The organism is Micromonospora maritima, from assembly GCF_902825405.1.
Taxonomy (GTDB): Bacteria; Actinomycetota; Actinomycetes; order Mycobacteriales; family Micromonosporaceae; genus Micromonospora; species Micromonospora maritima.
Genome location: NZ_CADEAU010000041.1, coordinates 1 through 21,410 on the forward strand (window position 1 = coordinate 1; position 21,410 = coordinate 21,410).

Genomic DNA, 21,410 nt, shown 5'->3' on the forward strand with positions numbered 1-21,410 from the left:
TTTTTTTTTTAATGATACGGCGACCACCGAGATCTACACCGCTCTGAACACTCTTTCCCTACACGACGCTCTTCCGATCTGCCGCTGCCCGCACCCTGGCCGCCGGCCGCCCGGGCCGCGCTGACCACCCTGCTCGGCGCCGGGCCCGGCCTGGTGCCCACCTGGGAGACCTGCGACCGGTACGGCCTGGTCGACGGCTGGTTGCCGGAGTGGACCCGGCTGCGCAGCCTGCCCCAGCACAACCCGGTGCACCGGTTCACCCTGGACCGGCACCTGGTGCAGGCCGCGTACGAGGCGAGCCGGCACACCCGCGACGTCGAGCGCCCCGACCTGCTGCTGCTCGGCGCGTTCCTGCACGACATCGGGAAGGGACTTCCGGGCGACCACTCGACCGTGGGCGCGCCACTGGCCGAGGCGGTGGCCACCCGGATCGGCCTGCCCCCGGCCGAGGCGGCGCTCATCGGCACGCTGGTCCGGCTGCACCTGCTGCTGCCCGACGTGGCGACCCGGCGGGACCTGTCCGACCCGAAGACCGTCGCCGGGGTCGCCGAGCGGGTCGGCGACACCGGCACGCTGGACCTGCTGCACGCCCTGGTCCGCGCCGACGCCGCCGCCACCGGCCCGGCCGCCTGGTCCGGCTGGAAGGGCCGGCTGATCGCCGACCTGGTCGCCCGGGTGCGCACCACGCTCGACACCGGCGTGGTGCCCGCCCCGCCGGCCCCCGACCCGGCGCTGGTCGCCGGGCCGCTGCCGGTCGTACACCTGGGGGAGGACCGGGTGTCGGTGGCCGCCGCGGACCGGCGAGGGCTGCTCGCCACGGTGGCCGGTTGCCTGGCCCTGCACCGCTTGGAGGTGATCTCCGCCGACGCCGCCACCGTCGACGGTCGTGCCCTGGTGCAGTGCCGGGTGCAGCCGCGCTACGGGCTGGCCCCGGATCCGATCGCGCTCCGCGCCGACCTGCGCCGCGCGGTCGGCGGCGACGTCTCGGTCATCCAGCGGCTGCGCGGCCGCGCGCTCGCGGCCCGGAGCCAGGGCGCCGCGCCCCGGGTGGTCTGGCACCGGGAGGCGGCCACCGACGCGGTGTTGCTGGAACTGCGCGCCGCCGACGCGGCCGGGCTGCTGTACCGGGTCACCTGCGCGCTCGACGAGGCCGGCGCCCAGGTTCGGGCGGCCCGGATCTCCACGCTCGGCGGCGACGTGGTCGACGCGTTCTACCTGGTCGGCGGCTGGCCGCCGGACGAGCAACGGGCCCGGATCGAGGCCGCCGTGCTCGCCGCCGTGTAAGGAAGGGCCCCCTGTTAACGCCTCCGGTAGAGCAGGGGGCCCCGCTTAACACGCCTGCGAGCTACGCCCGCTGACGTACGCCGGGAGCCGCCGCCGGGACGACGTGCCGCGCCGCCGGCGGCGGGACCCTCGACGGCATGAACCTGCCAGTGCAGACCGAAGGGCTCAGCAAACGGTACGGCGGCCTCACCGCCGTGCGGAACCTCGACCTGACCGTCCGGGCCGGCGAGGTGTACGGCTTCCTCGGCCCCAACGGCGCGGGCAAGACCACCACGCTGCGCATGCTGCTCGGCCTGGTTCGGCCCAGCGCCGGCTCGGTGCGGCTGCTCGGCCGCACACCCGGCGCCGGGCGGCTCACCGGCGTCGGCGCGCTGATCGAAGGGCCGGCCTTCTACCCGTATCTGTCCGGGTGGGACAACCTGCGGGTGACGGCCCGGTACGCCGGGGTCGGCGCGGACCGGATCGCGACGGTGCTCGACCTGGTCGACCTGACCGGCCGCGCGGGTGACCGGTACGCCGGCTACTCGTTGGGCATGAAGCAGCGGCTCGGGGTGGCCGCCGCGCTGCTGAAGGACCCGCGCCTGCTGATCCTGGACGAGCCGACGAACGGCCTCGACCCGGCCGGCATGGCCGACATGCGGACGCTGATCCGGCGGCTGGGCGCGGCCGGCCGCACCGTCCTGGTCTCCAGTCACCTGCTCGGCGAGGTCGAGCAGGTCTGCGACCGGATCGGCGTGATCGCCGGAGGCCGGATGGTGGCCGAGGGCAGCGTCACCGAGCTGCGCGGCTCGGCCGGCCTGCGGGTGCTCGCCGACCCGCTGGACGAGGCGACGGCCCGGGCCCGGGAGCTGGTCGGCGTCGACCGCGTCCGCGTCGTCGACGGCGGGCTGGACCTGGCGGTGGAGCCGGACCGGGCGGCCTGGCTGAACGCCGAACTGGTCGGCGCCGGAGTGGCGGTACGCGAGCTGCGCCCTCGGGAACGTGACCTGGAACAGGTCTTCTTCGAGCTGGTGGAGAGGGGAACGGCCGATGTCGCGTAGCTTCTCCGCCGAACTGGTCAAGCTGGTCCGGCGTCCGGCCACGTGGCTGCTGCTGGGCATCACGCTGGCGCTGTCGTTGATCTTCACCTACCTCTTCCCGTACGCCGGGGTGGCCGGCGAGGCGGCCGGCCCGAACACCGACCGGGCCCTGCCCGCCATGCTCCCCGACCACCTGGTCGGCAACTCGCTCGGCGGTCTGCCGGTCTTCCTCGGCGCGATCCTGCTGATCCTCGGCGTGCTCACGGTCGGCGGCGAGTACGCCTGGGGCACCTGGAAGACCGTGCTCACCCAGGGACCCACCCGCCTCCAGGTGTACGCCGGCAAACTGCTCGTCCTCGCGGTCGCCGCGCTGGCCGTGGTGCTGGCCGTGTTCGCGGTCGGCGCGGTGGCCGCGGCGCTCATCGCGTCCGCCGAGGCGCAGCCGGTGCGTTGGCCGGCGGCGACCGACCTGGTCACCGGCGTCGGCGCGGGATGGCTCATCGCGACGATGTGGGCCATGCTCGGTGCCGTGCTCGCGGTCGCGTTGCGCGCGGTGGCCCTGCCGGTCGGCCTGGGTCTGGTGTGGATGCTCGCCGTGCAGAACCTGCTCGCCGCGATCGCCGCCCCGCTCGTCGACTGGGTGGCGACGGCCCAGGAGGGGCTGCCCGGCCCGAACGCCGGTGCGCTGGCCGCCGCGCTGGGCGCGCCCGGGGACACGCCCGGTGTGGCCGCCGTCGTCGGCGGCGGACAGGCGGCCCTGGTGGTGGCCGCGTACCTGGTGGTCTTCGCGTCCGCCGGCGCGGCGCTGCTGCGCCGGCGGGACATCGACTGAGCCCGGGGAGGGGACGTGGAGCGTACGCGCGGTGACCGGGGGTGGCTCCTCGACGGCCTGCTCGCGCTGGCGCTGCTCGCGATCGGCGTGGTCGGGACCGTGCCGGCCGGGCTGAACCAGGGTGTGCACGCCGGGCCGGCCGCCTATCCCCCGGTCGTGGTGGCGGCGTTCGCGGTGGCGGTACGCCGGCGGTGGCCGGTGGCCACCCTGGCCGTGGTCGCCACCGCGGCGACGGTGTACCTGATGCTCGGCCAGCCGTACGGCCCGATCCTGCTGTCGTTCTTCGTCGCGGTCTACACCGTGGCCGCGTACCGGCCGGTCCGGACCGCGGCGGTGGCCTGCGCGGCCGTGCTGGCGGCCCTGCTGGCGTACGTCTTCGTCGGGGTGCGCCCGCCGGGCCTGCTGGGTCTCATGCCGGTCGCCGCGTGGGTGGTGGTGCCGTTCGCGGTCGGGGTCACCGCGCGGCTGAGCCGGGAGGCAGCCGCCCGGAACCGGAGCGACGAGGCCCGCCGGTTGGCCGACGCGGAGCGGCTGCGGGTGGCCCGCGAGGTGCACGACGTGGTCGGCCACGGGCTCGCCGCGATCCACCTCCAGGCCGAGATCGCGCTGCACCTGCTGGGCCGCCGGCCCGAACAGGCCGAGGCGGCGCTCACCGCGATCAGCCGGACCAGCAAGGAGGCCCTGGACGAGCTTCGGGTCACGCTCACCGTGGTGCGACGCGAGGAGCCCGCCGACTCGCGCGCTCCGGCGCCGGGACTGGATCAGCTCCCGCAGCTGCGCGAACGGCTGGCCGGCGCCGGGGTACCGGTCACCGTCGAGGTGACCGGAGCGCCGCGCCCGCTGCCGGCGGCGGTGGACCTGGCGGCCTACCGGGTGGTGCAGGAGGCGCTGACGAACGTCCTGCGGCACGCCGGCCCGGCCACCGCCGCCGTCCGCGTCGGGTACGCCCCGGACGAGGTCACCGTGGAGATCACCGACACCGGCCGGGGCGCGACCACCCCGTCCGAGCGGTCCGGCGGCTCCGGCCTCGCCGGGATGCGCGAGCGGGTCACCGCGCTCGGCGGTACGTTCAGCGCCGGGCCGGCGCCGCCCGGTGGCTTCCGGGTGCACGCCAGACTGCCGCTCCGGGAGGTCGCATGATCCGCGTACTGCTCGCCGACGACCAGGACCTGGTCCGGCTCGGCCTGCGGGCCCTGGTGGAGAGCGAGGACGACCTGTCCGTGGTCGGGGAGGCCGCCGACGGCCTCGCCGCCGTGGAGTCGGCCCGCCGGGAACGCCCCGACGTGGTGCTGATGGACGTGCGGATGCCCGGCGTCGACGGCATCGAGGCCACCCGCCGGATCGTCGGCGACCCGGCCCTGGCCGGCACCCGGGTGATCGTGCTGACCACGTTCGAGCTGGACGAGTACGTCTTCGACGCGCTGCGGCACGGCGCCAGCGGCTTCCTCACCAAGGACACCCGCCCGGTCGACCTGTTGCGGGCGATCCGCCTGGTCGCCGAGGGGGAGGCGCTGCTGTCCCCGTCGGTGACCCGCCGGGTGGTCCGGGAGTTCGCCACCCGGCCGGCCCGGGTGCCGCGCCCGCATCCCCGGCTCGGGTCGCTCACCGATCGGGAACGCGAGGTGGTGGCCCTGGTCGGCGAGGGGCTCAGCAACGCCGAGATCGCCGAGAGGCTGGTGGTCAGCCCGGCGACGGCGCGGACCCACGTCAGCCGGGCCATGGTCAAGCTGGGCGCTCGGGACCGGGCCCAACTGGTGGTCTTCGCGTACCAGTCGGGCCTGGTCGTCTCCTGAGGCTCCGGCCGGGTCGGAGCGGGGGTGCGGGCGGCGGGCTACCCTAACGGTGGGCTGGACAGCCGGCCCGGCCGCTGTGCCCGCCGAAAACGACAAACGGGATGTTCGCGTGTTTGACACCTTGAGTGACCGCCTGTCCGGGATCTTCACCAAGCTCCGCGGCAAGGGTCGGCTCACCGACGCCGACATCGACGCCACCGCGCGCGAGATCCGGATGGCGCTGCTGGAGGCCGACGTCGCCCTGCCGGTGGTCAAGGGCTTCATCGCGAACGTCAAGGAGCGGGCCCGGGGGGCCGAGGTCTCCCAGGCGCTCAACCCGGCCCAGCAGATCGTCAAGATCGTCAACGAAGAGTTGATCAACATCCTCGGCGGCGAGGGGCGGCGGCTGCAGTTCGCCAAGAACCCACCGACCGTGATCATGCTGGCCGGCCTCCAGGGTTCCGGCAAGACCACCCTCGCCGGCAAGCTGGCCCGCTGGCTCAAGGCCCAGGGACACCAGCCGCTGCTGGTCGCCGCCGACCTCCAGCGTCCGAACGCGGTCGGGCAGCTCCAGGTGCTCGGTGGCCGGGCCGGCGTCGAGGTGTACGCCCCGGCGCCCGGCAACGGCGTCGGCGACCCGGTGCAGGTCGCCCGCGACTCGATCGAGCACGCCCGCCGGGCCGCCCGCGACATCGTCATCGTGGACACCGCCGGCCGGCTCGGCATCGACGCCGAGATGATGCAGCAGGCCGCGGACATCCGGGACGCGGTCCAGCCCGACGAGGTCGTCTTCGTCATCGACGCCATGGTCGGCCAGGACGCGGTCCGCACCGCCGAGGCGTTCCGCGACGGCGTCGGCATCACCGGCGTGGTGCTGTCCAAGCTCGACGGTGACGCCCGCGGTGGCGCGGCGCTCTCCGTCCGGGAGGTCACCGGCCAGCCGATCCTGTTCGCGTCCACCGGCGAGAAGCTGGAGGACTTCGACGTCTTCCACCCCGACCGGATGGCCAGCCGGATCCTCGGCATGGGCGACGTCCTCACCCTGATCGAGCAGGCCGAGGCGGCCTTCGACTCCGATCAGAAGGAGAAGATGACCGCCAAGCTGATGGGCGGGGAGACCTTCACCCTGGAGGACTTCCTCGATCAGCTCATCGCGGTCCGGCGGATGGGTCCGATCGCCAACGTGCTGGCCATGATGCCCGGCATGGGGCAGATGAAGGACCAGATCGCCGAGCTTGACGACAAGCACTTCGACCGGGTCACCGCGATCATCAGGTCGATGACCCCGACCGAGCGCACCAACCCGAAGATCATCAACGGTTCCCGCCGCGCCCGCATCGCCAACGGCTCCGGCGTCACCGTGATGGACGTCAACCAGCTGCTCAACCGCTTCGCCGACGCGCAGAAGATGATGAAGCAGATGGGCGGCATGATGGGCCTGCCCGGCGGCGGCCGGCGCAAGGCGACCAAGTCGCCGAAGAACAAGCGCAAGGGCACGAAGGGCGGCGGTCGGCCGCGTACCGGCGCGGGCGTGCCGGGCGGCTTCCCGGGCGGCATGCCGCAGCTCCCGCCGGGCCTGGACCCGGGTGACCTGGCCGGTGGCCAGGGCCTGCCGCCCGGCTTCAAGCTGCCGAAGATCGACTTCAACAAGCTCGGCAAGGGCGGCGACAAGGGCCCCCGCTAGCGCGTCGGTGACGGTGGGCGATGTGATCATCACCTAGGGTCGGTTCGCCCCCTGGAAGGAGATGTCATGACCGCGGCACCGATCCTGCCCGAGCGGCACGAGTGGACGGTCGACGACCTGGGCGACCTGCCCAAGGACCTTCCGTACGAACTGATCAACGGAAGGTTGATCGTGCCGTCGCCCACCGCCCTGCACCAGGATCTGTGTGTCCGTCTCCTGCTCGCGCTTGAGGTCAACTGCCCGCCGGAGTTCCTGGTGAGCATCGACCTGTCCATGCGGGTGGACCGCCGCAACGAGCCGCGCCCGGACGTGGTGGTGATCCGGCGCAAGCACGCCGGCCGTTCGCCCGTGCCGATCGAGGACGCGCTGCTCGCGGTGGAGGTCGTCTCGCCGACGTCGCACTTCCGCGACCTGTACGACAAGGCGAAGGTCTACGCCCGCTCCGGGGTCCGCTCCTACTGGGTGGTGGATCCGCAGCACGAGCGGATCGCGCTCACCGAGTACACGCTCGACGGCGCCGCCCGCGAGTACGAGCAACTGGCACACACCGAGGACCTGTTCGTCACCGAGCGGCCGTGGAAGGTCTCGGTCGACCTGCCGGCGCTGACCGCGCGCCGCAACGACCTGCTCGCCGGCGAGGAGGCCTGATCGGGTAGGACTGTGCACATGGCTCTGCACGTGCGCGGTGTGTTCCTCCCCGACGACGAGGTCCGGGACGTCTGGCTGGTCGGCGACCGGGTCACCTTCGAACCGGTGCCCGGCGCGGAGACGGTGGCCGACGGCGGCTACGTCCTGCCCGGCCTGACCGACGCGCACTGCCACATCGGCATCGCCCGCGGCGGCGCCCCGATCACCTCCCTCGACCAGGCGCGGGAGCTGGCCCGGATCGACCGGGACGCCGGTGTGCTGGCGATCCGCGACGCCGGCTCGCCGTACCCGTACCCCGAGCTGGAGGACGAGCCGGACCTGCCGCGACTGGCCCGCGCGGGCCGGCACGTCGCGCCGCCGAAGCGCTACCTGCGCGACATCGGCGTGGAGGTCGGCGCGGCGGAGGTGGCCGCGACCGTGGCCGCGCAGGCCGCCGCCGGGAACGGCTGGGTCAAGCTGGTCGGCGACTGGATCGACCGGGGCGTGGGCGACCTGGCGCCGGCCTGGGACGCCGACACCATGACCGCGGCGGTCGCCGCCGCGCACGCCGCCGGGGTACGCGCGGCGGTGCACACGTTCTCCGAGTCGGCGGTGGAGATCATGGTGCGGGCCGGAGTGGACTCGGTGGAGCACGGCACCGGGCTGAGCCCCGACCTGATCGACCTGATGGCCCGGCAGGGCACCGCGCTGGTCCCCACGATGATCAACATCCGGACGTTCGGTCACATCGCGGAGCAGGCCCGAGCGAAGTTCCCCGGGTACGCCGACCACATGCTCGCCCTGCGCGACCGCTTCCCCGAGGTGGTGCGCGCCGCACACGAGGCGGGCGTGCCGATCTACGTGGGCACCGACGCGGGCGGTGGCATCGACCACGGGCTGGCGGCCGAGGAGATGATGCTGCTGCACGAGCAGGCCGGCATGGCGGCCGAGGACGTGCTCGCCGCCGCCTCCTGGCGGGCCCGGGAGTGGCTCGGCTTCCCCGGCCTGGTCGAGGGCGGCCTCGCCGACCTGGTGGTCTATCCCGAGGACCCGCGGCGCGACCTGCGCGTGGTCCGGTGGCCCAGCCGCGTCGTGCTGCGCGGTCGGGTGGTCCGCTGACCGCGACGGCTCAGCGCGGCGCGGCGGCGGCCAGGAAGAGGAGCACGGCCAGGTCGGCCAGCTTCCCGGCGGTCTCGTCCACCGGCGCCCGGGGCAGCACGATGTGGCTCACCACCAGGCGGACGATGCTGTCGGCCGCGAAGGCCAGGCCCGCCGGGTCGGCGTCGGGCAGGTGACACCCCGCCCACTCCAGCAGTGCGGCGGTCGACTCGGCCAGGACCAGCTCGGACCGGGTGGTCAGGTAGGGCAGCAGCTCGTCCGAGCCACCCCGGGCGCTTGTCAGGATCGCCTTGACCAGGGGATTGTCGGCGGCGGAGGCGAGCGTGCGGCGGATCGCGGCGTACGCGGCGGCGTGCACGTCGGCGCCGTGCTCGGCGAGCGCGGCGCGTACCTCGCCGACGAACCGGTCCACCTCGCGCCGGGCCAGCGCCTCGGCCAGACCCGCCTTGGTGCCGAACTCGTTGTAGACCGTCTGCCGGCTGACCCCGGCGGCCTCGGCCACCGCGCCCATCCGCACGCCGTCCCAGCCGCAGGCCACGGTCTGGGCCCGGGCGGCGTCGACGATCGCGTCCCGTGCCTCACCCATCGCCGTCGAAGTCTACGGTCGCCGGACCCGACACGGCGCCCGCCGGCTCCCCGGCGCGCGCGGCGGCCCGCCCGGCGCATAGGATGTGCGGTCATGGCACGCGTGCTCACTCCCCGTGCGGAGGACTTTCCCCGCTGGTACCAGGACCTGATCGCCAAGGCGAAGCTGGCCGACAACGGACCGGTGCGGGGCACCATGGTCATCCGACCGGCGGGCTACGCCATCTGGGAGCGGATGCAGGCCGAGATGGACGCCCGCATCAAGGCGGCCGGTGCGGAGAACGCGTACTTCCCGCTGTTCATCCCGGAGAGCTACCTCAAGCGGGAGGCCGAGCACGTCGAGGGCTTCTCGCCGGAGCTGGCCGTGGTCACCCACGGTGGCGGCAAGCAGCTCGCCGAGCCGGTGGTGGTCCGCCCCACCAGCGAGACGGTCATCGGCGAGTTCATGGCCAAGTGGATCGACTCCTACCGGGACCTGCCGCTGCTGCTCAACCAGTGGGCGAACGTGGTCCGCTGGGAGCTGCGCCCGCGGATCTTCCTGCGGACCAGCGAGTTCCTCTGGCAGGAGGGGCACACCGCGCACGCCACCCGTTCCGATGCCCGCGCCTACGCGCGGCGGATCCTGCACGAGGCGTACGAGGACCTGATGGTCAACGTGCTGGGCATCCCGGTGGTGGTCGGCCTGAAGACCGCCCGGGAGCGCTTCGCCGGCGCCACCGCCACGTACACGTGCGAGGGCATGATGGGCGACGGCAAGGCGCTGCAGATGGGCACCAGCCACGAGCTGGGCCAGAACTTCGCCAAGGCGTTCGACATCAGCTACTCCTCGGCCGAGGGCGGCCGGGAGCACGCGTGGACCACCTCCTGGGGCACCTCCACCCGGATGCTCGGCGGCCTGATCATGTGCCACGGCGACGACAACGGGCTGCGGGTGCCGCCGAAGCTGGCGCCGGTCCAGGCGTACGTGATGATCGTCAAGGACGGCGAGGGCGTGAGCGAGGCGGCGGCCAAGCTGCGCGACGCGCTGCGCGACGCCGGGGTCCGGGTCGCGCTGGACGACCGGACCGACACCGCGTTCGGCCGCCGCGCCGTCGACGCCGAGCTGCGCGGCTACCCGGTGCGCGTCGAGGTCGGCCCCCGTGACCTGGCCGCCGGCAACGCGGTGGTGGTCCGGCGTACGGACGGCTCGAAGGCCCCGACGCCGGTCGCCGACGTGGTCGGCGCGGTCCTGGCCGCGCTGGAGGCCGACCAGCGGGCGCTGCACGACCAGGCGCTGGAGTTCCGCCGGTCCCGCACCGTCGAGGTGTCGACGCTGGCCGAGGCGATCGAGGCGTCCGCCACCGGCTGGGCCATGGTGCCGTGGTCGGCGGTCGGCGTGCCCGGTGAGGCCGAGGCGAACGCGCAGGGCGTGACGGTCCGCTGCCTGCTGCGGGCCGACGGCTCGGTGCCCGACTCCGAGGACGAGCCCGACCTGGTCGCCATCCTGGCCCGCGCCTACTGAGATGTAAGGAAGGGCCCCTTCTTAACGCCTCCGGTAGAGGAAGGGGCCCCTTTTAACACGTCAGGGATGGTGAGCGTGCGGTTCGCGCCAGGTCGCTTGATCATGCACCGGAACGTGCGGAACGGGCGGATCGGCTGGGTCCGGCCGGCCCGGGTCGTCCTCGACGACGACCGCGGCCTGCTGGTCTGGGTGGCCCCGCGTTCCCCGGTGGCGAGCGAGGTGGCCGCCGACGGTCGGGGCATGCGGGCCATGCCGTTCGCGGAGTGGCTGGGCGCGGGCTACCGGCTCGCGCGCGGCCGCTGGAACGGGCCGGGGCTGCTGAAGTTCCTGCCCACCGGTGCCGCCCACTCGGTCTGGTGGTTCCGCGACGCCGCCGGCCGGTTCCAGAACTGGTACGTCAACCTGGAGGAGCCCGGCGTCCGCTGGGACGACGGGTCGGTGGCCGGGGTCGACGTGGTGGACCAGGACCTCGACGTGGTGGTCCGGCCGGACCTGACCTGGGAGTGGAAGGACGAGGACGAGTTCGCCGAGCGGCTCGCCTTCCCGGAGCACTACTGGGTGGCCGACGAGAAGGCGGTCCGCGCGGAGGGGGAGCGGGTGATCCGCCTCGCCGAGGCCGGGGCGTTCCCGTTCGACGGCACGTGGTGCGACTTCACCCCGCCCACCGACTGGGACGTACCGGACGAACTGCCGCCCGGTTGGGACCGGCCGCCGGCGCGTTGAGCATGTGTCGTTCGTCACGGACGGCATCTCCCGGGCGTACGGCCCGGGTCCGGTGCGAGAGATCCGGTACGGATCTGGCAGAATGGTCCGCTGGTATCCGGCGCGCGTCCGGCGCCCTCTAACCCGGGCGCGTCGTCAGTTCACCGAGCAGTCTCCGGCCCAAACCCCACTGTGCCGGTCGGCGCTCACCCGCCACACCGCCCGTACGGGCCGGTGAGATCGCAACAGGAGCGAAACAACTGTGGCCGTAAAGATCCGGCTCCTGCGGATGGGTAAGATCCGCAACCCGCAGTACCGCATCGTCGTCGCCGACTCGCGCACCAAGCGTGACGGTCGCGCGATCGAGTTCGTCGGTGTGTACCAGCCGAAGGAAGACCCTTCGGTGATCGAGGTCAAGTCGGAGCGGGTCCAGTACTGGCTGTCGGTCGGCGCTCAGCCGAGCGAGGCCGTGCAGCGCCTGCTGGAGCTGACCGGTGACTGGCAGAAGTTCAAGGGCCTGCCGGCCCCGCCGCCGCTGAAGGTCGCCCCGGAGCGGGCCGACCGCAAGGCGGCGTACGAGGCCGAGGCGAAGGCCGCCGCCGGCGTGGCGGAGACCCCGGCCAAGCCGGCCAAGAAGGCCGCCAAGGCCGAGGAGCCGAAGGCCGACGAGCCCAAGGCCGAGGAGCAGACCGGTGCCGAGTCCGGCGAGCAGGCCTGACATGGCGCTGCGTCCCGCCCTGGAGCACCTGGTCAAGGGGATCGTCGACCACCCGGACGACGTCCGGGTGCGGATGGTCGACTCGCGTCGGGGCAAGCGCCTCGAAGTCCGCGTGCACCCCGAGGACCTCGGCACGGTGATCGGGCGGTCCGGCCGGACCGCCAAGGCGCTGCGCCAGGTGATCGGCTCCATCGGCGGGCGTGGGGTACGCGTCGACATCGTCGACTCGTACTGATGCTTCTCGTCGTCGGCCGGATCGGCAAACCGCACGGCATCCGTGGTGAGGTCACCGTGGAGGTGCGGACCGACGAGCCCGAAGCACGGTTCGCGCCCGGTTCAGTGTTACGCACTGAACCGGGCGCGGTTCCGACCGAGCCCGGTGCCTGGCGGGTGCCGCCGGAGCTGACCGTCGAGTCGGCCCGTTGGCACCAGGGGCGGCTGCTCGTCGTCTTCGAGGGCGTGCTCGGCCGCGACGTGGCCGAGGCGTTGCGCAACACGCTCGTCGGCGTCGACAGCGCCGACGTCGCGCCGCCGGAGGACCCGGAGGAGTTCCACGACCACCAGCTGGTCGGGCTCGCCGTGGTCACCCGTGACGGCGAGCGGCTCGGCGAGGTGGCCCGGATCGACCACGCCCCCGCCTCCGACCTGCTGGTGCTGCGGCGCCCCGAGGGGCCGCCGGCGCTCATTCCGTTCGTCAAGGCGATCGTGCCCGAGGTGGACCTCGCCGGCGGTCGCGTCGTCGTCGACCTGCCCAGTGGCCTGCTCGACCTGTAGCTGGAGCCACCGCATGCGCGTCGACATCGTGTCGATCTTCCCGGAATACTTCGCCCCGCTGGACCTGTCGTTGGTCGGCAAGGCCCGCGCGAACGGGCTGCTGCGGCTGGCCGTACACGATCTGCGGACCTGGACCCACGACGTGCACCGCACGGTCGACGACACGCCCTACGGCGGCGGTCCGGGCATGGTCATGCGGCCGGAGCCGTGGGGCGAGGCGCTCGACGCGCTGGCCCCCGACGAGCTGAGCCCGGACGGGCTCACCCTGCCCCGGCTGCTCGTCCCGTCGCCGGCCGGCGTCCCGTTCACCCAGGCGATGGCGCACGAGCTGGCCGCCGAGTCGCACCTGCTGTTCGCCTGCGGCCGGTACGAGGGCATCGACCAGCGGGTGCTGGACCACGCGGCGACCCGGATGCCGGTGACCGAGGTCTCCCTCGGTGACTACGTGCTCTTCGGCGGCGAGGTGGCCGTGCTGGTGATCCTGGAGGCGGTGACCCGCCTGCTGCCCGGGGTGCTCGGCAACGCCGGCTCGCTGGACGAGGAGTCGCACGCGCACGGGCTGCTGGAGGCCCCGCTCTACACCAAGCCGGCGAGCTGGCGCGGGCTCGACGTGCCCGAGGTGCTCCGCTCCGGCGACCACGCCCGGATCGCCCGCTGGCGGCGGGACGAGGCGCTGGGCCGGACCGCGGCCCGCCGCCCGGACATGATCGACGCCCTGCCTCCGGAGACGCTCGACGAGCGGGACCGTGCGGCGCTGGACCGGGGCGGATTTTCCTCGCCGCCGGGGCATGTGGCAAAGTAGAGGGGTTGCCGCATCCGTCCACGCCGTGGGCGGCTGCGAGGACCTTCGACCGGGGCCGGTTCGTGCCGGCCGCCACCCGGGGGTCAGAATCACCCGTTCGCGCATCGACTGACGATGCGCCGTGAGCCTCACGAGGACGCAGCGATGAACATCCTGGACGCCCTTGACGCCCAGTCGAAGCGCACCGACCTGCCCGACTTCCGCGCCGGCGACACCGTCAAGGTGCACGCGCGGGTCGTCGAGGGCAACCGGTCCCGGGTCCAGATCTTCCAGGGCGTCGTCATCCGCCGCCAGGGTGACGGTCTGCGCGAGACCTTCTCGGTCCGCAAGGTCAGCTTCGGTGTCGGCGTGGAGCGCACCTACCCGCTCAACGGCCCGGGCATCGACCGGATCGAGGTCGTGACCCGCGGTGACGTGCGGCGCGCCAAGCTCTACTACCTGCGCGAGCTGCGCGGCAAGAAGGCCAAGATCAAGGAGCTGCGGGAGAAGCAGCCGGCGAACTGAACCTCCGCTCGCCACGCCGCCTGAACTGCGCGGATGTCGTATCGACCGGATCGCATTACCCTGGTCGGTACGGGCGCAGCCGGACGGTGGAAAGCAGTCCACTGCCGCCCGTGGGGTCTCCGAGGAGACTCCCGGGCGGTAGTGTCGTTTCCGCGGACCGGAGAGTGGCATGGTGCAGATGCTTGACGAGGACGGCACCGTCGATCCCTGGCGCCGGCGAGCCCGGCGTGGCCGCCGGCAGATGCCGCTCTGGCAGGAGCTGCCACTGCTGCTCATCGTGGCGTTCTGCCTGGCGGTGCTGATCCGCACGTTCCTGCTCCAGGCCTTCTTCATCCCCTCCGGGTCGATGGAGGACACGCTGCTCATCGGCGACCGGGTGCTGGTCAACAAGGTCGTCTACGACGTCCGCGACCCGGTCCGGGGCGAGGTCGTGGTGTTCCGGGGCACCGACCGCTGGGTCGCCCAGGAGGCGCCCGCGCCGCCGACGAACCTCGCCGGCAAGGTCGGTCGCACGCTCGGCGACCTGGTCGGCGTCAGCCGCCCCGGCGAGAAGGACTTCATCAAGCGCGTCATCGGCGTGCCCGGCGACAAGGTCTGGTGCTGCGACGACGGCCGCGTCGTGGTCAACGGCGTGCCGCTGGACGAGCAGGCGTACGTCTCCGAGGACTCCCCGGTCGACCTCCCGCCCAACCCCAAGGAGTGCCGCTCCCGGCAGTTCACCGAGGTGGTGGTGCCGCCCGGGCAGATCTTCGTGATGGGTGACCACCGGCTGGTGTCCCAGGACGCCCGCTGCCAGGGCCCGGTGCCGATCGACAACGTCGTCGGCCGGGCGTTCATGATCGTCTGGCCGTCGCAGCGGTGGACCTCGTTGCCCGTACCCGAGACGTTCTCCGACCTGCCGCGCCCGGACGCCGCGCCGGCGCGTCCGGCCCCGGTCGATCCCGATCCGGTGGGTGGTGTCGTCCTGATTCTCCCGGTCGCGGCGACGCTCACCGTTCTCGCGGGTTCGGGGCGACCGCGCCGTACCGGGGGACGTAGGCTCCTCCCGTGATTGACGAGCAGACCGAGAAGCCGCGCAGCTCCTTCTGGAAGGAACTGCCCATCCTCCTGGGCGTGGCGATCCTGGTCGCAGTGCTGGTTCGCGCCTTCGTGCTGCAGACCTTCTTCATCCCGTCCCCGTCCATGGAGAACACTCTCAAGATCGACGATCGGGTGCTGGTCAACAAGCTGGTCTACGACTTCCGCTCGCCGCACCGGGGCGAGGTGATCGTGTTCAAGGCCCCCACCGAGTGGAGTGGCAACCCCAACGGCGAGGACTTCATCAAGCGCGTGATCGGCGTCGGCGGCGACCACGTGGTCTGCTGCGACCGCACCGGCCCGCAGGAGCGGCTGATCATCAACGGCAAGCCGATCGACGAGCCGTTCATCTTCCCCGGCAACAAGCCGGCCGACCAGGACTTCGACATCACCGTGCCGAAGGGCCGGCTCTGGGTGATGGGCGACCACCGGGAGGCCTCCGGCGACTCGCTGGAGCACTGGCAGCAGTCCGGCGAGGACATCACCGAGGCGACCATCCCGGAGGGCGAGGTCGTCGGGCGGGCCTTCACCATCTTCTGGCCGGTCGGTCGGGCCACCTGGCTCACCGTGCCCGAGCAGTTCGACGGCATCCCCAACCCCTGACCCGCCACCGGTGGGAGGGCGTGGTCGTTCGTCACAGGCGTCTGGCAGGCTGGTGCGGTGACCGTCTACACCCCTCGACGCGCCGCCCGGGTCCTCCTGGTCGACGCGTCCGACCGGGTGCTGCTCTTCCAGGGCAGTGATCCGGCCCGGCCGGACCACCGCTACTGGTTCACCCCGGGCGGCGGGCTCGATCCCGGCGAGACCCCGGCCGAGGGCGCGTCGCGTGAACTGGCCGAGGAGACCGGCCTGCGGCTGACCCCGGCCGAGCTGGGCACGCCGGTCTGGTCCGAGACCGTCGAGTTCCCGTTCGACGGCGTCTGGTACCGCCAGGAGCAGGAGTTCTTCCTCGTCCGGGTGCCCGGCTGGGAGGTCGACACGGCCGGTTTCGACGCGGTCGAGCGCGCCAGCGTGCACGGCCACCGCTGGTGGACGGTCGGCGAGCTGACGGCGACCGTCGACCGCTACTACCCGCCGGACCTGCCCGACCGGCTCGCCCGGGTGCTGACCGGGAGCGGCGGGTGCTGACCCCGCCGCGCACGGTGGTGCGCCGCGACGGCGGGCTCTACGCGCTGGAGCGCGCCCTGCAACGGCGGGGCTTCCGGCACGTGGCCGGTGCCGACGAGGCGGGCCGGGGCGCCTGCGCCGGCCCGTTGGTGGCCGCCGCCGCGGTGCTGCCCGAGGGGCGGCGCGGCGAGATCGACGAGCTGGCCGACTCGAAGCTGCTCACCCCGGCGGCCCGCGAGCGGGTCTACGACGAGGTGGTGGCGCGCGCCCTGGCGTACGCCGTGGTGGTCATCCCGGCCGAGGAGGTCGACGCCCGGGGTCTGCACGTGTGCAACCTGGCCGCGATGCGCCGGGCGCTGGCCTCGCTCACCACCCGGCCGGAATACGTGCTCACCGACGGCTTCGGCGTCGACGGGCTCGACGTGCCGGGGCTGGCGGTCTGGAAGGGCGACCGGGTGGCCGCGTGCGTCGCGGCGGCGAGCGTGCTGGCCAAGGTCACCCGGGACCGGATCATGGTGGAACTGGACGGGCGGTTCCCCGGCTACGGCTTCGCCGAGCACAAGGGCTACATCACCGCCGAGCACAGCGCCGCGCTGCGCGAGCGGGGGCCGTGCCGGGAGCACCGTTTCTCGTACGTGAACGTGGCCGCCGTGTCGGGGCGGGACGGGCGTCCGCCCCGGGCCCGCCGCCCGGCCGCCGGGGAGCCGGATCCGGTGCTCCCCGGCCGGGTGGGCGGACGGCCGGACGAGCCGATGGAGCGCTCCGGCGCGCCAGGGGGTACCGTCGGCGTGGCGTTGGGCGAGCAGCCGCGACCTCCGGCGTCGGTGGGGGAAGATGTGGTCATGGAAGGCGGAGTGCGATGAGCGCGGAAGATCTCGAGAAGTACGAGACCGAGATGGAGCTGCAGCTCTACCGGGAGTACCGCGACATTGTCCGCCAGTTCTCCTACGTGGTGGAGACCGAGCGCCGGTTCTACCTGGCCAACCAGGTCGACCTGCACGTCCGCAACTCGGACGGCGAGGTCTACTTCGAGGTCGAGATGCACGACGCCTGGGTGTGGGACATGTACCGTCCTGCCCGTTTCGTCAAGAACGTCCGGGTAATGACGTTCAAGGACGTCAATGTGGAAGAGCTCGAAAAGCCCGACATCTCGCTTCCCGCAGATTCCGGCTTCGGGAGCTGACCGTGCGGGTCCGGGACGGGCCCGCACGAGCGCCGGTCACTCCGCCGGCACGACCACCTCGACCCGCTGCACCAGGTTGTTCGCGAACCCGCCCCGGTTCCACGGCTGCTCGATCGGCTGGGTGCGCCCGGAGGCGTCCGTGGCCCGGGCGCCCAGCACGTACCGGCCCGGCGTCGCCGTCCAGCTCACCGACCACCGGCGCCACGCCCACTCGCCCCCGGAAGGCGCGTCCAGGTCCGCCGGCGTCCACGTCTGGCCACCGTCGACGGTCACCTCGACCGACGTCACCGGCGCGTGCCCCGACCAGGCCCGACCGTCCACCGTGCACGGTCCCGGCCGCAGCACCCGGGTACGGGACATGAAGTCCGGAAAACCGGGCGGACGGACCAGCGCGCGGGGCTCGATCCGGGTCACCGGCACCCCCGGATCGTCGGCGTCGCGCCGCAGCCGGTACGCCACCGCGTTCTGGTATCCGTCGAACGGCTCGGTGGTCACCCGGATGTCACGCAGCCACTTGACGTGGGCCATGCCGTACCAGCCCGGCACGATCAGCCGCAGCGGCGCACCGTGCTGCGGCAGCAGGGGAGCGCCGTTCATCTCGTACGCCAGCAGCACCTCCTCGCGCAGCGCGTCGGCCACCGGCAGCGCCCGCTGGTAGTCCTGCTCGACGCCGCGCTCCACCCCGTGGTCGGCGCCGGTGAACACCACGTCCACCGCGTCGTCGGCCAGACCGGCCTCGCGCAGCAGCGGGGCCAACGGGGTGCCCGTCCACTCGGCGTTGCCCACGGCCTCCACCAGCCAGGGCTGGCTGACCGGGCGGGGGTGCAGCAGCGCCCGCCCGTTGCCCGCGCACTCCAGCGTGACCCGGTGGGTGACCCGGGGGAGTGCCCGCAGCGCCGCCAGGTCGAACGAGAACGGCCGCCGCACCGCCCCGGACACGGTGAGCGCGTGCGTGGCCGGGTCGACGTCCGGGATGTCGTAGTGGATGAGCAGGTAGTGCAGGCCGGCCGGGGTCACGTCGTAGCGCAGCGCCTCCAGCGGGATGCCGTGGTTGCGCGCGGCCAGCTGGAGTTCCTCGGCGCTGATCGCCTCGTCCGGCTCGGCGACCCGGGAGGGCCGGCTGACGTCGTCCACCGTGGTCATCGCTGCTCCAACCGGTCGTAGCCGACGAACTCGAACATCCGCGCGCCGGCCGTCAGCGGGCGGGGAGCACCGGTGAAACGGTGGGCGCCGACCCCCACGCCGTCGGCCGGGCTGCTCACCGCGACCGGTTCGAAGCCCTCCTCGGCGAACCAGTCGCAGATCGCGGGCACCAGGTCCGGCTCCCGCCGGTGCCGCGTCCACAGCACCGTGCCGCCGGTGGCGCAGAGCGAGGCGCAGTGCCGCACGGTCGCCCGGATGTCGTCGTCGCCGATGTTGCCGAAGATGCCGCAGACCAGCACCAGGTCCGCCGGCACCAGGTCGGCGTAGCGGTCGGTCGCCGACGCGTCCCCGGTGACCACCTCCACGCCGGTCAGGCCGGCGTCGGCGGCGGACCGGCGGGCCAGCTCGGCGTTGCGCGGGTCCAGCTCGACCAGGCGGGCGGTCACGTCCGCGCCCCGGGGGTGGGTGGCGAGCACGGGGATCAGGTCCCGACCCTGGCCGGCGCAGAGACTGACCGCGCGCAGCGGACCGGGCGGCGCCGCGTCCAGTGCCTCGGTGACCCGGCGCCGCACCTCGGCCAGCCGTCGGGACAGCGCCGAGTCGGGCTGGTCGTAGTCGCGGTGCCAGGCGTACCAGTCCTTCGTCACGCGGTCAGCATAGGCGGCCCGGCGACAGCAGATCCGCCCCGAGATCGGGTGGCCGTCCACAACCCCGGCGCTGTCCACAGGGGTGTCCGGGGTGGGCGGCGGAGGTCCGACGGTGCGGGCAGAGTGCGCCGTGTGTGGACCCCGATCGGCCGCGCCGGCGCGGCCCTGCTGCTGATGCTGACCCTCGTGCCGCCCGTGCCGCTGGATGCGGTCTCGGCTGCGTCGACCGTGCCGGCGGGCTCGGACCCGCCAACGATGCCGGCCCCGTCGAGCCCGGCGGGCGGGCCGTTCCGGTGGCCGCTGGCCGGTGGGACCCGGGTGACCCGCCGGTTCGATCCGCCGCCGCGACCCTGGCTCGCCGGGCACCGCGGCGTGGACCTGGCCGGCGACGTGGGCGTCGAGGTACGCGCGGCGGGCGGAGGGACGGTCCTGTTCGCCGGCCCGGTCGCCGGCCGGCCGGTGGTCACCGTCGGGCACCGGGACGGGCTGCGCACCACGTACGAGCCGGTCCGGTCCCGCCTCACCGCCGGCGTCCACGTCGATGCCGGGACGCCCGTCGGTGCGCTGCTCGCCGGCCACCCCGGCTGTCCCGCCCCGGCCTGCCTGCACTGGGGACTGCGCCGGGGAGACGCCTATCTGGACCCGCTCGCGCTGCTCGGGCTCGGTCGCGCCCGGCTGCTCCCGCTCGACCCGACCCCGCCCGGCCCGTGAGCGGGCACGCCCCGCCCGGTCGTCCTCCGGGCACGCGCCCCGCCCGGTCAGCCCCGGGCGAGCAGCGTGGGCAGCCGCACGGCCAGCCGGTCGTACTCCTCGGGGGTGTTGTAGACCTGGCCGCACAGGCGCAGGTAGCCGCGCCCGTTCCAGCCGGCCACCGACACCTCGGCGCCGATCCGGTCCGCGATCCGGGCCCGCAGCTCCCGGGCCGCGTCCAGGGTGGTCGCGACGCCGGGCGGCAGCGGCACGAGCCGCATGGCCACCGCCGGTCCGCCGGGCTCCGGCAACCGCTCCGGCGCCACCCCGAGCGCGTCCCCGACGACCCGTTGCCCGTACGCGGCCAGCGCCGCGTTGTGCGCCCGTACCCGGTCCACGCCGAGGCTGCGCAGCGTGAACAGGCCGACCGGGGCGGCCAGCCAACCGGTGTAGTCGAGCGTGGCCTGCCACTCGACCCGGGTCGGGTATCCGGCGTCCTGCTCCCACGAGACCACGAGCGGCTGGACGCGTTCCCGCCACCGCTCGGCGACCACCAGCGCGGCGGTGCCCCGCGGCGCGAACGCCCACTTGTGCAGGTTGCCGACCCAGAAGTCGGCGCCGACCGAGGCCACCGTGGTGGGCAGCATGCCCGGCGCGTGCGCCGCGTCCACCAGCACCGGCACGCCCCGCTCCCGGGCCACCGCGACAAGCGCCGAGGTCGGGAACAGCCGGGCGGTCGGCGAGGTGAGCTGGTCGACGATCAACAGGCGGGTGCGGCCGGGGCGCAATCCGTCGCGGACGATCTCGACCAGCTCCTCGTCGGTGGTCGACAACGGCACGGGCAGGGTCCGGGACACCGCGCCGGTCCGCGCGCACTCCCGCGCCACCGACAGGGCGACCGCCCCGTAGCCGTGGTCGGTGGTCACCACCTCGTCGCCGGGACGCAGCGCGAGTGACTGGAGCACCACGGCGGCGGCGGCGGTGACGTTGCCGACCAGGGCGGTGCCGTCGGGGTCGGCACCGAGGAAGGTGGCCAGGTGCCGCCGGGCGTGGGCGATCCGGTCGACCAGGCCCTGGGTGAAGAACCGCAGCGGGTTCGACTCCATCTCGTCGCGCAGTCGTTGCTGGGCGCGCTGCACGGCGATCGGCACGGCGCCGAACGAGCCGTGGTTGAGGTGGCTGACGGACGGGTCGAGGGAGAAGAGCAGTCGAGCCCCCGGGATCGGCTCGGGCGGCCGCGGCACCGTCATGCGTCGATCCTAGCCCGCCGTGGATCATCGTCCGACCGCTTCCGCGGCGGCGGCTCCGTCGGTGACGTGGCCGGGGACCTCCGGACCTGCTGCGGCGCCCCGGCGGCGGCTCAGGCGCGCGGGTGGGCCTGCCGGTAGGCCGCCCGCAGTCGCTCGACCGAGACGTGGGTGTAGATCTGGGTGCTGGCGAGCGACGAATGCCCCAGCAACTCCTGGACGGCCCGCAGGTCCGCGCCCCCTTCGAGCAGATGGGTGGCGGCCGAGTGGCGCAGCCCGTGCGGGGTCACCCGCGGTACCCCGGCCGCGCCGGACCAGCCGGCCACGATCCGTCGGGCGGTGGTCGGGTTGAGGCGCCCACCCCGGGCCCCGAGCAGCAGCGCACGGCCGGAG

At 73.6% G+C, this 21,410-nt stretch carries 25 protein-coding genes and 1 pseudogene; 21 read left to right on the forward strand and 5 right to left on the reverse strand.

The features are described 5' to 3' along the window. Positions 1-81: 81 nt before the first annotated feature. The 8 genes and pseudogenes from HUW36_RS07145 to HUW36_RS07180 form a co-directional block, all read left to right on the forward strand. Positions 82-1,284 (forward strand): annotated as a pseudogene (locus HUW36_RS07145) (HD domain-containing protein); the annotation flags it as partial. Positions 1,285-1,421: 137 nt separating this feature from the next. Continuing rightward, the gene (locus HUW36_RS07150; protein ID WP_174527390.1) at positions 1,422-2,324 is read left to right on the forward strand and encodes an ABC transporter ATP-binding protein; all 903 of its coding nucleotides are present in this window, start codon (positions 1,422-1,424) and stop codon (positions 2,322-2,324) included. Then, positions 2,314-3,135 carry an ABC transporter permease gene (locus HUW36_RS07155; protein WP_174527391.1) on the forward strand — a complete coding sequence of 274 codons (822 nt, stop codon included), beginning with the start codon at positions 2,314-2,316 and terminating at the stop codon, positions 3,133-3,135. Before HUW36_RS07150 ends, HUW36_RS07155 begins: the two co-directional genes overlap by 11 nt. A 15-nt stretch (positions 3,136-3,150) precedes the next feature. Further along, positions 3,151-4,275 (forward strand): sensor histidine kinase, encoded by a 1,125-nt coding sequence (locus tag HUW36_RS07160; RefSeq protein WP_174527392.1) that lies wholly within the window; start codon positions 3,151-3,153, stop codon positions 4,273-4,275. Next, positions 4,272-4,928, forward strand: a complete 657-nt coding sequence (locus tag HUW36_RS07165; RefSeq protein WP_174527393.1) for a response regulator transcription factor — start codon at positions 4,272-4,274, stop codon at positions 4,926-4,928. The genes HUW36_RS07160 and HUW36_RS07165 overlap by 4 nt, the downstream gene beginning before the upstream one ends. Positions 4,929-5,037: 109 nt before the next feature. Continuing rightward, positions 5,038-6,591: a signal recognition particle protein gene (ffh, locus tag HUW36_RS07170; RefSeq protein WP_174527394.1), complete on the forward strand. Its 1,554-nt coding sequence runs from the start codon at positions 5,038-5,040 to the stop codon at positions 6,589-6,591. 66 nt (positions 6,592-6,657) lie between these two features. Then, positions 6,658-7,239 (forward strand): Uma2 family endonuclease, encoded by a 582-nt coding sequence (locus HUW36_RS07175; protein ID WP_174527395.1) that lies wholly within the window; start codon positions 6,658-6,660, stop codon positions 7,237-7,239. Positions 7,240-7,257: 18 nt separating this feature from the next. Further along, positions 7,258-8,337 (forward strand): amidohydrolase family protein, encoded by a 1,080-nt coding sequence (locus tag HUW36_RS07180; protein WP_174527396.1) that lies wholly within the window; start codon positions 7,258-7,260, stop codon positions 8,335-8,337. A 10-nt stretch (positions 8,338-8,347) separates the two neighbouring features. Here the strand turns inward: HUW36_RS07180 and HUW36_RS07185 are convergent, their stop codons facing one another. Then, entirely contained in the window at positions 8,348-8,923 is a 576-nt protein-coding gene (locus tag HUW36_RS07185; RefSeq protein ID WP_174527397.1) for a TetR/AcrR family transcriptional regulator, read from the reverse strand. Between the two features lie 93 nt (positions 8,924-9,016). On the opposite strand from HUW36_RS07185, the gene proS reads away from it, so the two are divergent. From proS to HUW36_RS07245, 12 genes are all read left to right on the forward strand, one after another. Beyond that, on the forward strand, positions 9,017-10,423 hold the full coding sequence (proS, locus tag HUW36_RS07190; RefSeq protein ID WP_174527398.1) for a proline--tRNA ligase: 1,407 nt from the start codon (positions 9,017-9,019) through the stop codon (positions 10,421-10,423). Positions 10,424-10,498: 75 nt separating this feature from the next. Beyond that, entirely contained in the window at positions 10,499-11,146 is a 648-nt protein-coding gene (locus HUW36_RS07195) for a ribonuclease FAU-1 family protein (protein ID WP_174527399.1), read from the forward strand. Between the two features lie 241 nt (positions 11,147-11,387). Next, the gene (gene rpsP / locus HUW36_RS07200) at positions 11,388-11,843 is read left to right on the forward strand and encodes a 30S ribosomal protein S16 (RefSeq protein ID WP_174527400.1); all 456 of its coding nucleotides are present in this window, start codon (positions 11,388-11,390) and stop codon (positions 11,841-11,843) included. Further along, complete coding sequence (locus tag HUW36_RS07205; protein WP_030500803.1) at positions 11,818-12,078, forward strand: RNA-binding protein; 261 nt, start codon at positions 11,818-11,820, stop codon at positions 12,076-12,078. The genes rpsP and HUW36_RS07205 overlap by 26 nt, the downstream gene beginning before the upstream one ends. Next, on the forward strand, positions 12,078-12,617 hold the full coding sequence (gene rimM / locus HUW36_RS07210) for a ribosome maturation factor RimM (protein ID WP_174527401.1): 540 nt from the start codon (positions 12,078-12,080) through the stop codon (positions 12,615-12,617). Before HUW36_RS07205 ends, rimM begins: the two co-directional genes overlap by 1 nt. A gap of 13 nt (positions 12,618-12,630) precedes the next feature. Then, on the forward strand, positions 12,631-13,419 hold the full coding sequence (trmD, locus tag HUW36_RS07215; protein ID WP_174527402.1) for a tRNA (guanosine(37)-N1)-methyltransferase TrmD: 789 nt from the start codon (positions 12,631-12,633) through the stop codon (positions 13,417-13,419). 144 nt (positions 13,420-13,563) lie between these two features. Then, on the forward strand, positions 13,564-13,923 hold the full coding sequence (gene rplS / locus HUW36_RS07220) for a 50S ribosomal protein L19 (protein ID WP_013284591.1): 360 nt from the start codon (positions 13,564-13,566) through the stop codon (positions 13,921-13,923). A gap of 169 nt (positions 13,924-14,092) precedes the next feature. Then, positions 14,093-14,974, forward strand: a complete 882-nt coding sequence (lepB, locus tag HUW36_RS07225) for a signal peptidase I (RefSeq protein WP_174527403.1) — start codon at positions 14,093-14,095, stop codon at positions 14,972-14,974. Continuing rightward, the gene (gene lepB / locus HUW36_RS07230) at positions 14,971-15,603 is read left to right on the forward strand and encodes a signal peptidase I (protein WP_091580276.1); all 633 of its coding nucleotides are present in this window, start codon (positions 14,971-14,973) and stop codon (positions 15,601-15,603) included. Before lepB (HUW36_RS07225) ends, lepB (HUW36_RS07230) begins: the two co-directional genes overlap by 4 nt. Before the next feature lie 57 nt (positions 15,604-15,660). After that, on the forward strand, positions 15,661-16,128 hold the full coding sequence (locus tag HUW36_RS07235) for an NUDIX hydrolase (RefSeq protein WP_174527404.1): 468 nt from the start codon (positions 15,661-15,663) through the stop codon (positions 16,126-16,128). Further along, positions 16,122-16,970 carry a ribonuclease HII gene (locus HUW36_RS07240; protein WP_174527405.1) on the forward strand — a complete coding sequence of 283 codons (849 nt, stop codon included), beginning with the start codon at positions 16,122-16,124 and terminating at the stop codon, positions 16,968-16,970. The genes HUW36_RS07235 and HUW36_RS07240 overlap by 7 nt, the downstream gene beginning before the upstream one ends. Continuing rightward, positions 16,967-17,290, forward strand: a complete 324-nt coding sequence (locus tag HUW36_RS07245) for a DUF2469 domain-containing protein (RefSeq protein ID WP_011905215.1) — start codon at positions 16,967-16,969, stop codon at positions 17,288-17,290. The genes HUW36_RS07240 and HUW36_RS07245 overlap by 4 nt, the downstream gene beginning before the upstream one ends. A gap of 36 nt (positions 17,291-17,326) precedes the next feature. Here HUW36_RS07245 and HUW36_RS07250 read toward each other — a convergent pair whose 3' ends face one another. Together HUW36_RS07250 and HUW36_RS07255 are read right to left on the reverse strand one after the other, a co-directional pair. Beyond that, positions 17,327-18,433, reverse strand: coding sequence for a sulfite oxidase (locus HUW36_RS07250; protein WP_174527406.1), 1,107 nt, complete (start codon positions 18,431-18,433; stop codon positions 17,327-17,329). Further along, positions 18,430-19,080, reverse strand: coding sequence for a class I SAM-dependent methyltransferase (locus HUW36_RS07255; RefSeq protein ID WP_174527407.1), 651 nt, complete (start codon positions 19,078-19,080; stop codon positions 18,430-18,432). The genes HUW36_RS07250 and HUW36_RS07255 overlap by 4 nt, the downstream gene beginning before the upstream one ends. A 174-nt stretch (positions 19,081-19,254) precedes the next feature. Between HUW36_RS07255 and HUW36_RS07260 the strand changes: the two genes are divergently transcribed. Then, complete coding sequence (locus HUW36_RS07260) at positions 19,255-19,791, forward strand: murein hydrolase activator EnvC family protein (RefSeq protein ID WP_174527410.1); 537 nt, start codon at positions 19,255-19,257, stop codon at positions 19,789-19,791. Positions 19,792-19,838: 47 nt separating this feature from the next. Here the strand turns inward: HUW36_RS07260 and HUW36_RS07265 are convergent, their stop codons facing one another. After that, positions 19,839-21,020 (reverse strand): aminotransferase class V-fold PLP-dependent enzyme, encoded by a 1,182-nt coding sequence (locus HUW36_RS07265; RefSeq protein WP_174527408.1) that lies wholly within the window; start codon positions 21,018-21,020, stop codon positions 19,839-19,841. Between the two features lie 110 nt (positions 21,021-21,130). Beyond that, the coding region (locus tag HUW36_RS07270; RefSeq protein ID WP_174527409.1) for a tyrosine-type recombinase/integrase at positions 21,131-21,410 on the reverse strand (280 nt) is incomplete at its 5' end.

Excerpts from the sequence above, each read along its gene's own strand:
- HUW36_RS07150 (WP_174527390.1), top strand. The coding sequence starts at position 1,422 with ATGAACCTGCCAGTGCAGACCGAAGGGCTCAGCAAACGGTACGGCGGC.
- HUW36_RS07250 (WP_174527406.1), bottom strand. The coding sequence starts at position 18,433 with ATGACCACGGTGGACGACGTCAGCCGGCCCTCCCGGGTCGCCGAGCCG.
- HUW36_RS07265 (WP_174527408.1), bottom strand. The coding sequence starts at position 21,020 with ATGACGGTGCCGCGGCCGCCCGAGCCGATCCCGGGGGCTCGACTGCTC.
- HUW36_RS07175 (WP_174527395.1), top strand. The coding sequence starts at position 6,658 with ATGACCGCGGCACCGATCCTGCCCGAGCGGCACGAGTGGACGGTCGAC.
- HUW36_RS07185 (WP_174527397.1), bottom strand. The coding sequence starts at position 8,923 with ATGGGTGAGGCACGGGACGCGATCGTCGACGCCGCCCGGGCCCAGACC.
- HUW36_RS07180 (WP_174527396.1), top strand. The coding sequence starts at position 7,258 with ATGGCTCTGCACGTGCGCGGTGTGTTCCTCCCCGACGACGAGGTCCGG.
- proS (WP_174527398.1), top strand. The coding sequence starts at position 9,017 with ATGGCACGCGTGCTCACTCCCCGTGCGGAGGACTTTCCCCGCTGGTAC.
- rplS (WP_013284591.1), top strand. The coding sequence starts at position 13,564 with ATGAACATCCTGGACGCCCTTGACGCCCAGTCGAAGCGCACCGACCTG.
- trmD (WP_174527402.1), top strand. The coding sequence starts at position 12,631 with ATGCGCGTCGACATCGTGTCGATCTTCCCGGAATACTTCGCCCCGCTG.
- HUW36_RS07260 (WP_174527410.1), top strand. The coding sequence starts at position 19,255 with ATGCTGACCCTCGTGCCGCCCGTGCCGCTGGATGCGGTCTCGGCTGCG.
- HUW36_RS07245 (WP_011905215.1), top strand. The coding sequence starts at position 16,967 with ATGAGCGCGGAAGATCTCGAGAAGTACGAGACCGAGATGGAGCTGCAG.
- rimM (WP_174527401.1), top strand. The coding sequence starts at position 12,078 with ATGCTTCTCGTCGTCGGCCGGATCGGCAAACCGCACGGCATCCGTGGT.
- HUW36_RS07155 (WP_174527391.1), top strand. The coding sequence starts at position 2,314 with ATGTCGCGTAGCTTCTCCGCCGAACTGGTCAAGCTGGTCCGGCGTCCG.
- HUW36_RS07165 (WP_174527393.1), top strand. The coding sequence starts at position 4,272 with ATGATCCGCGTACTGCTCGCCGACGACCAGGACCTGGTCCGGCTCGGC.
- lepB (WP_174527403.1), top strand. The coding sequence starts at position 14,093 with ATGGTGCAGATGCTTGACGAGGACGGCACCGTCGATCCCTGGCGCCGG.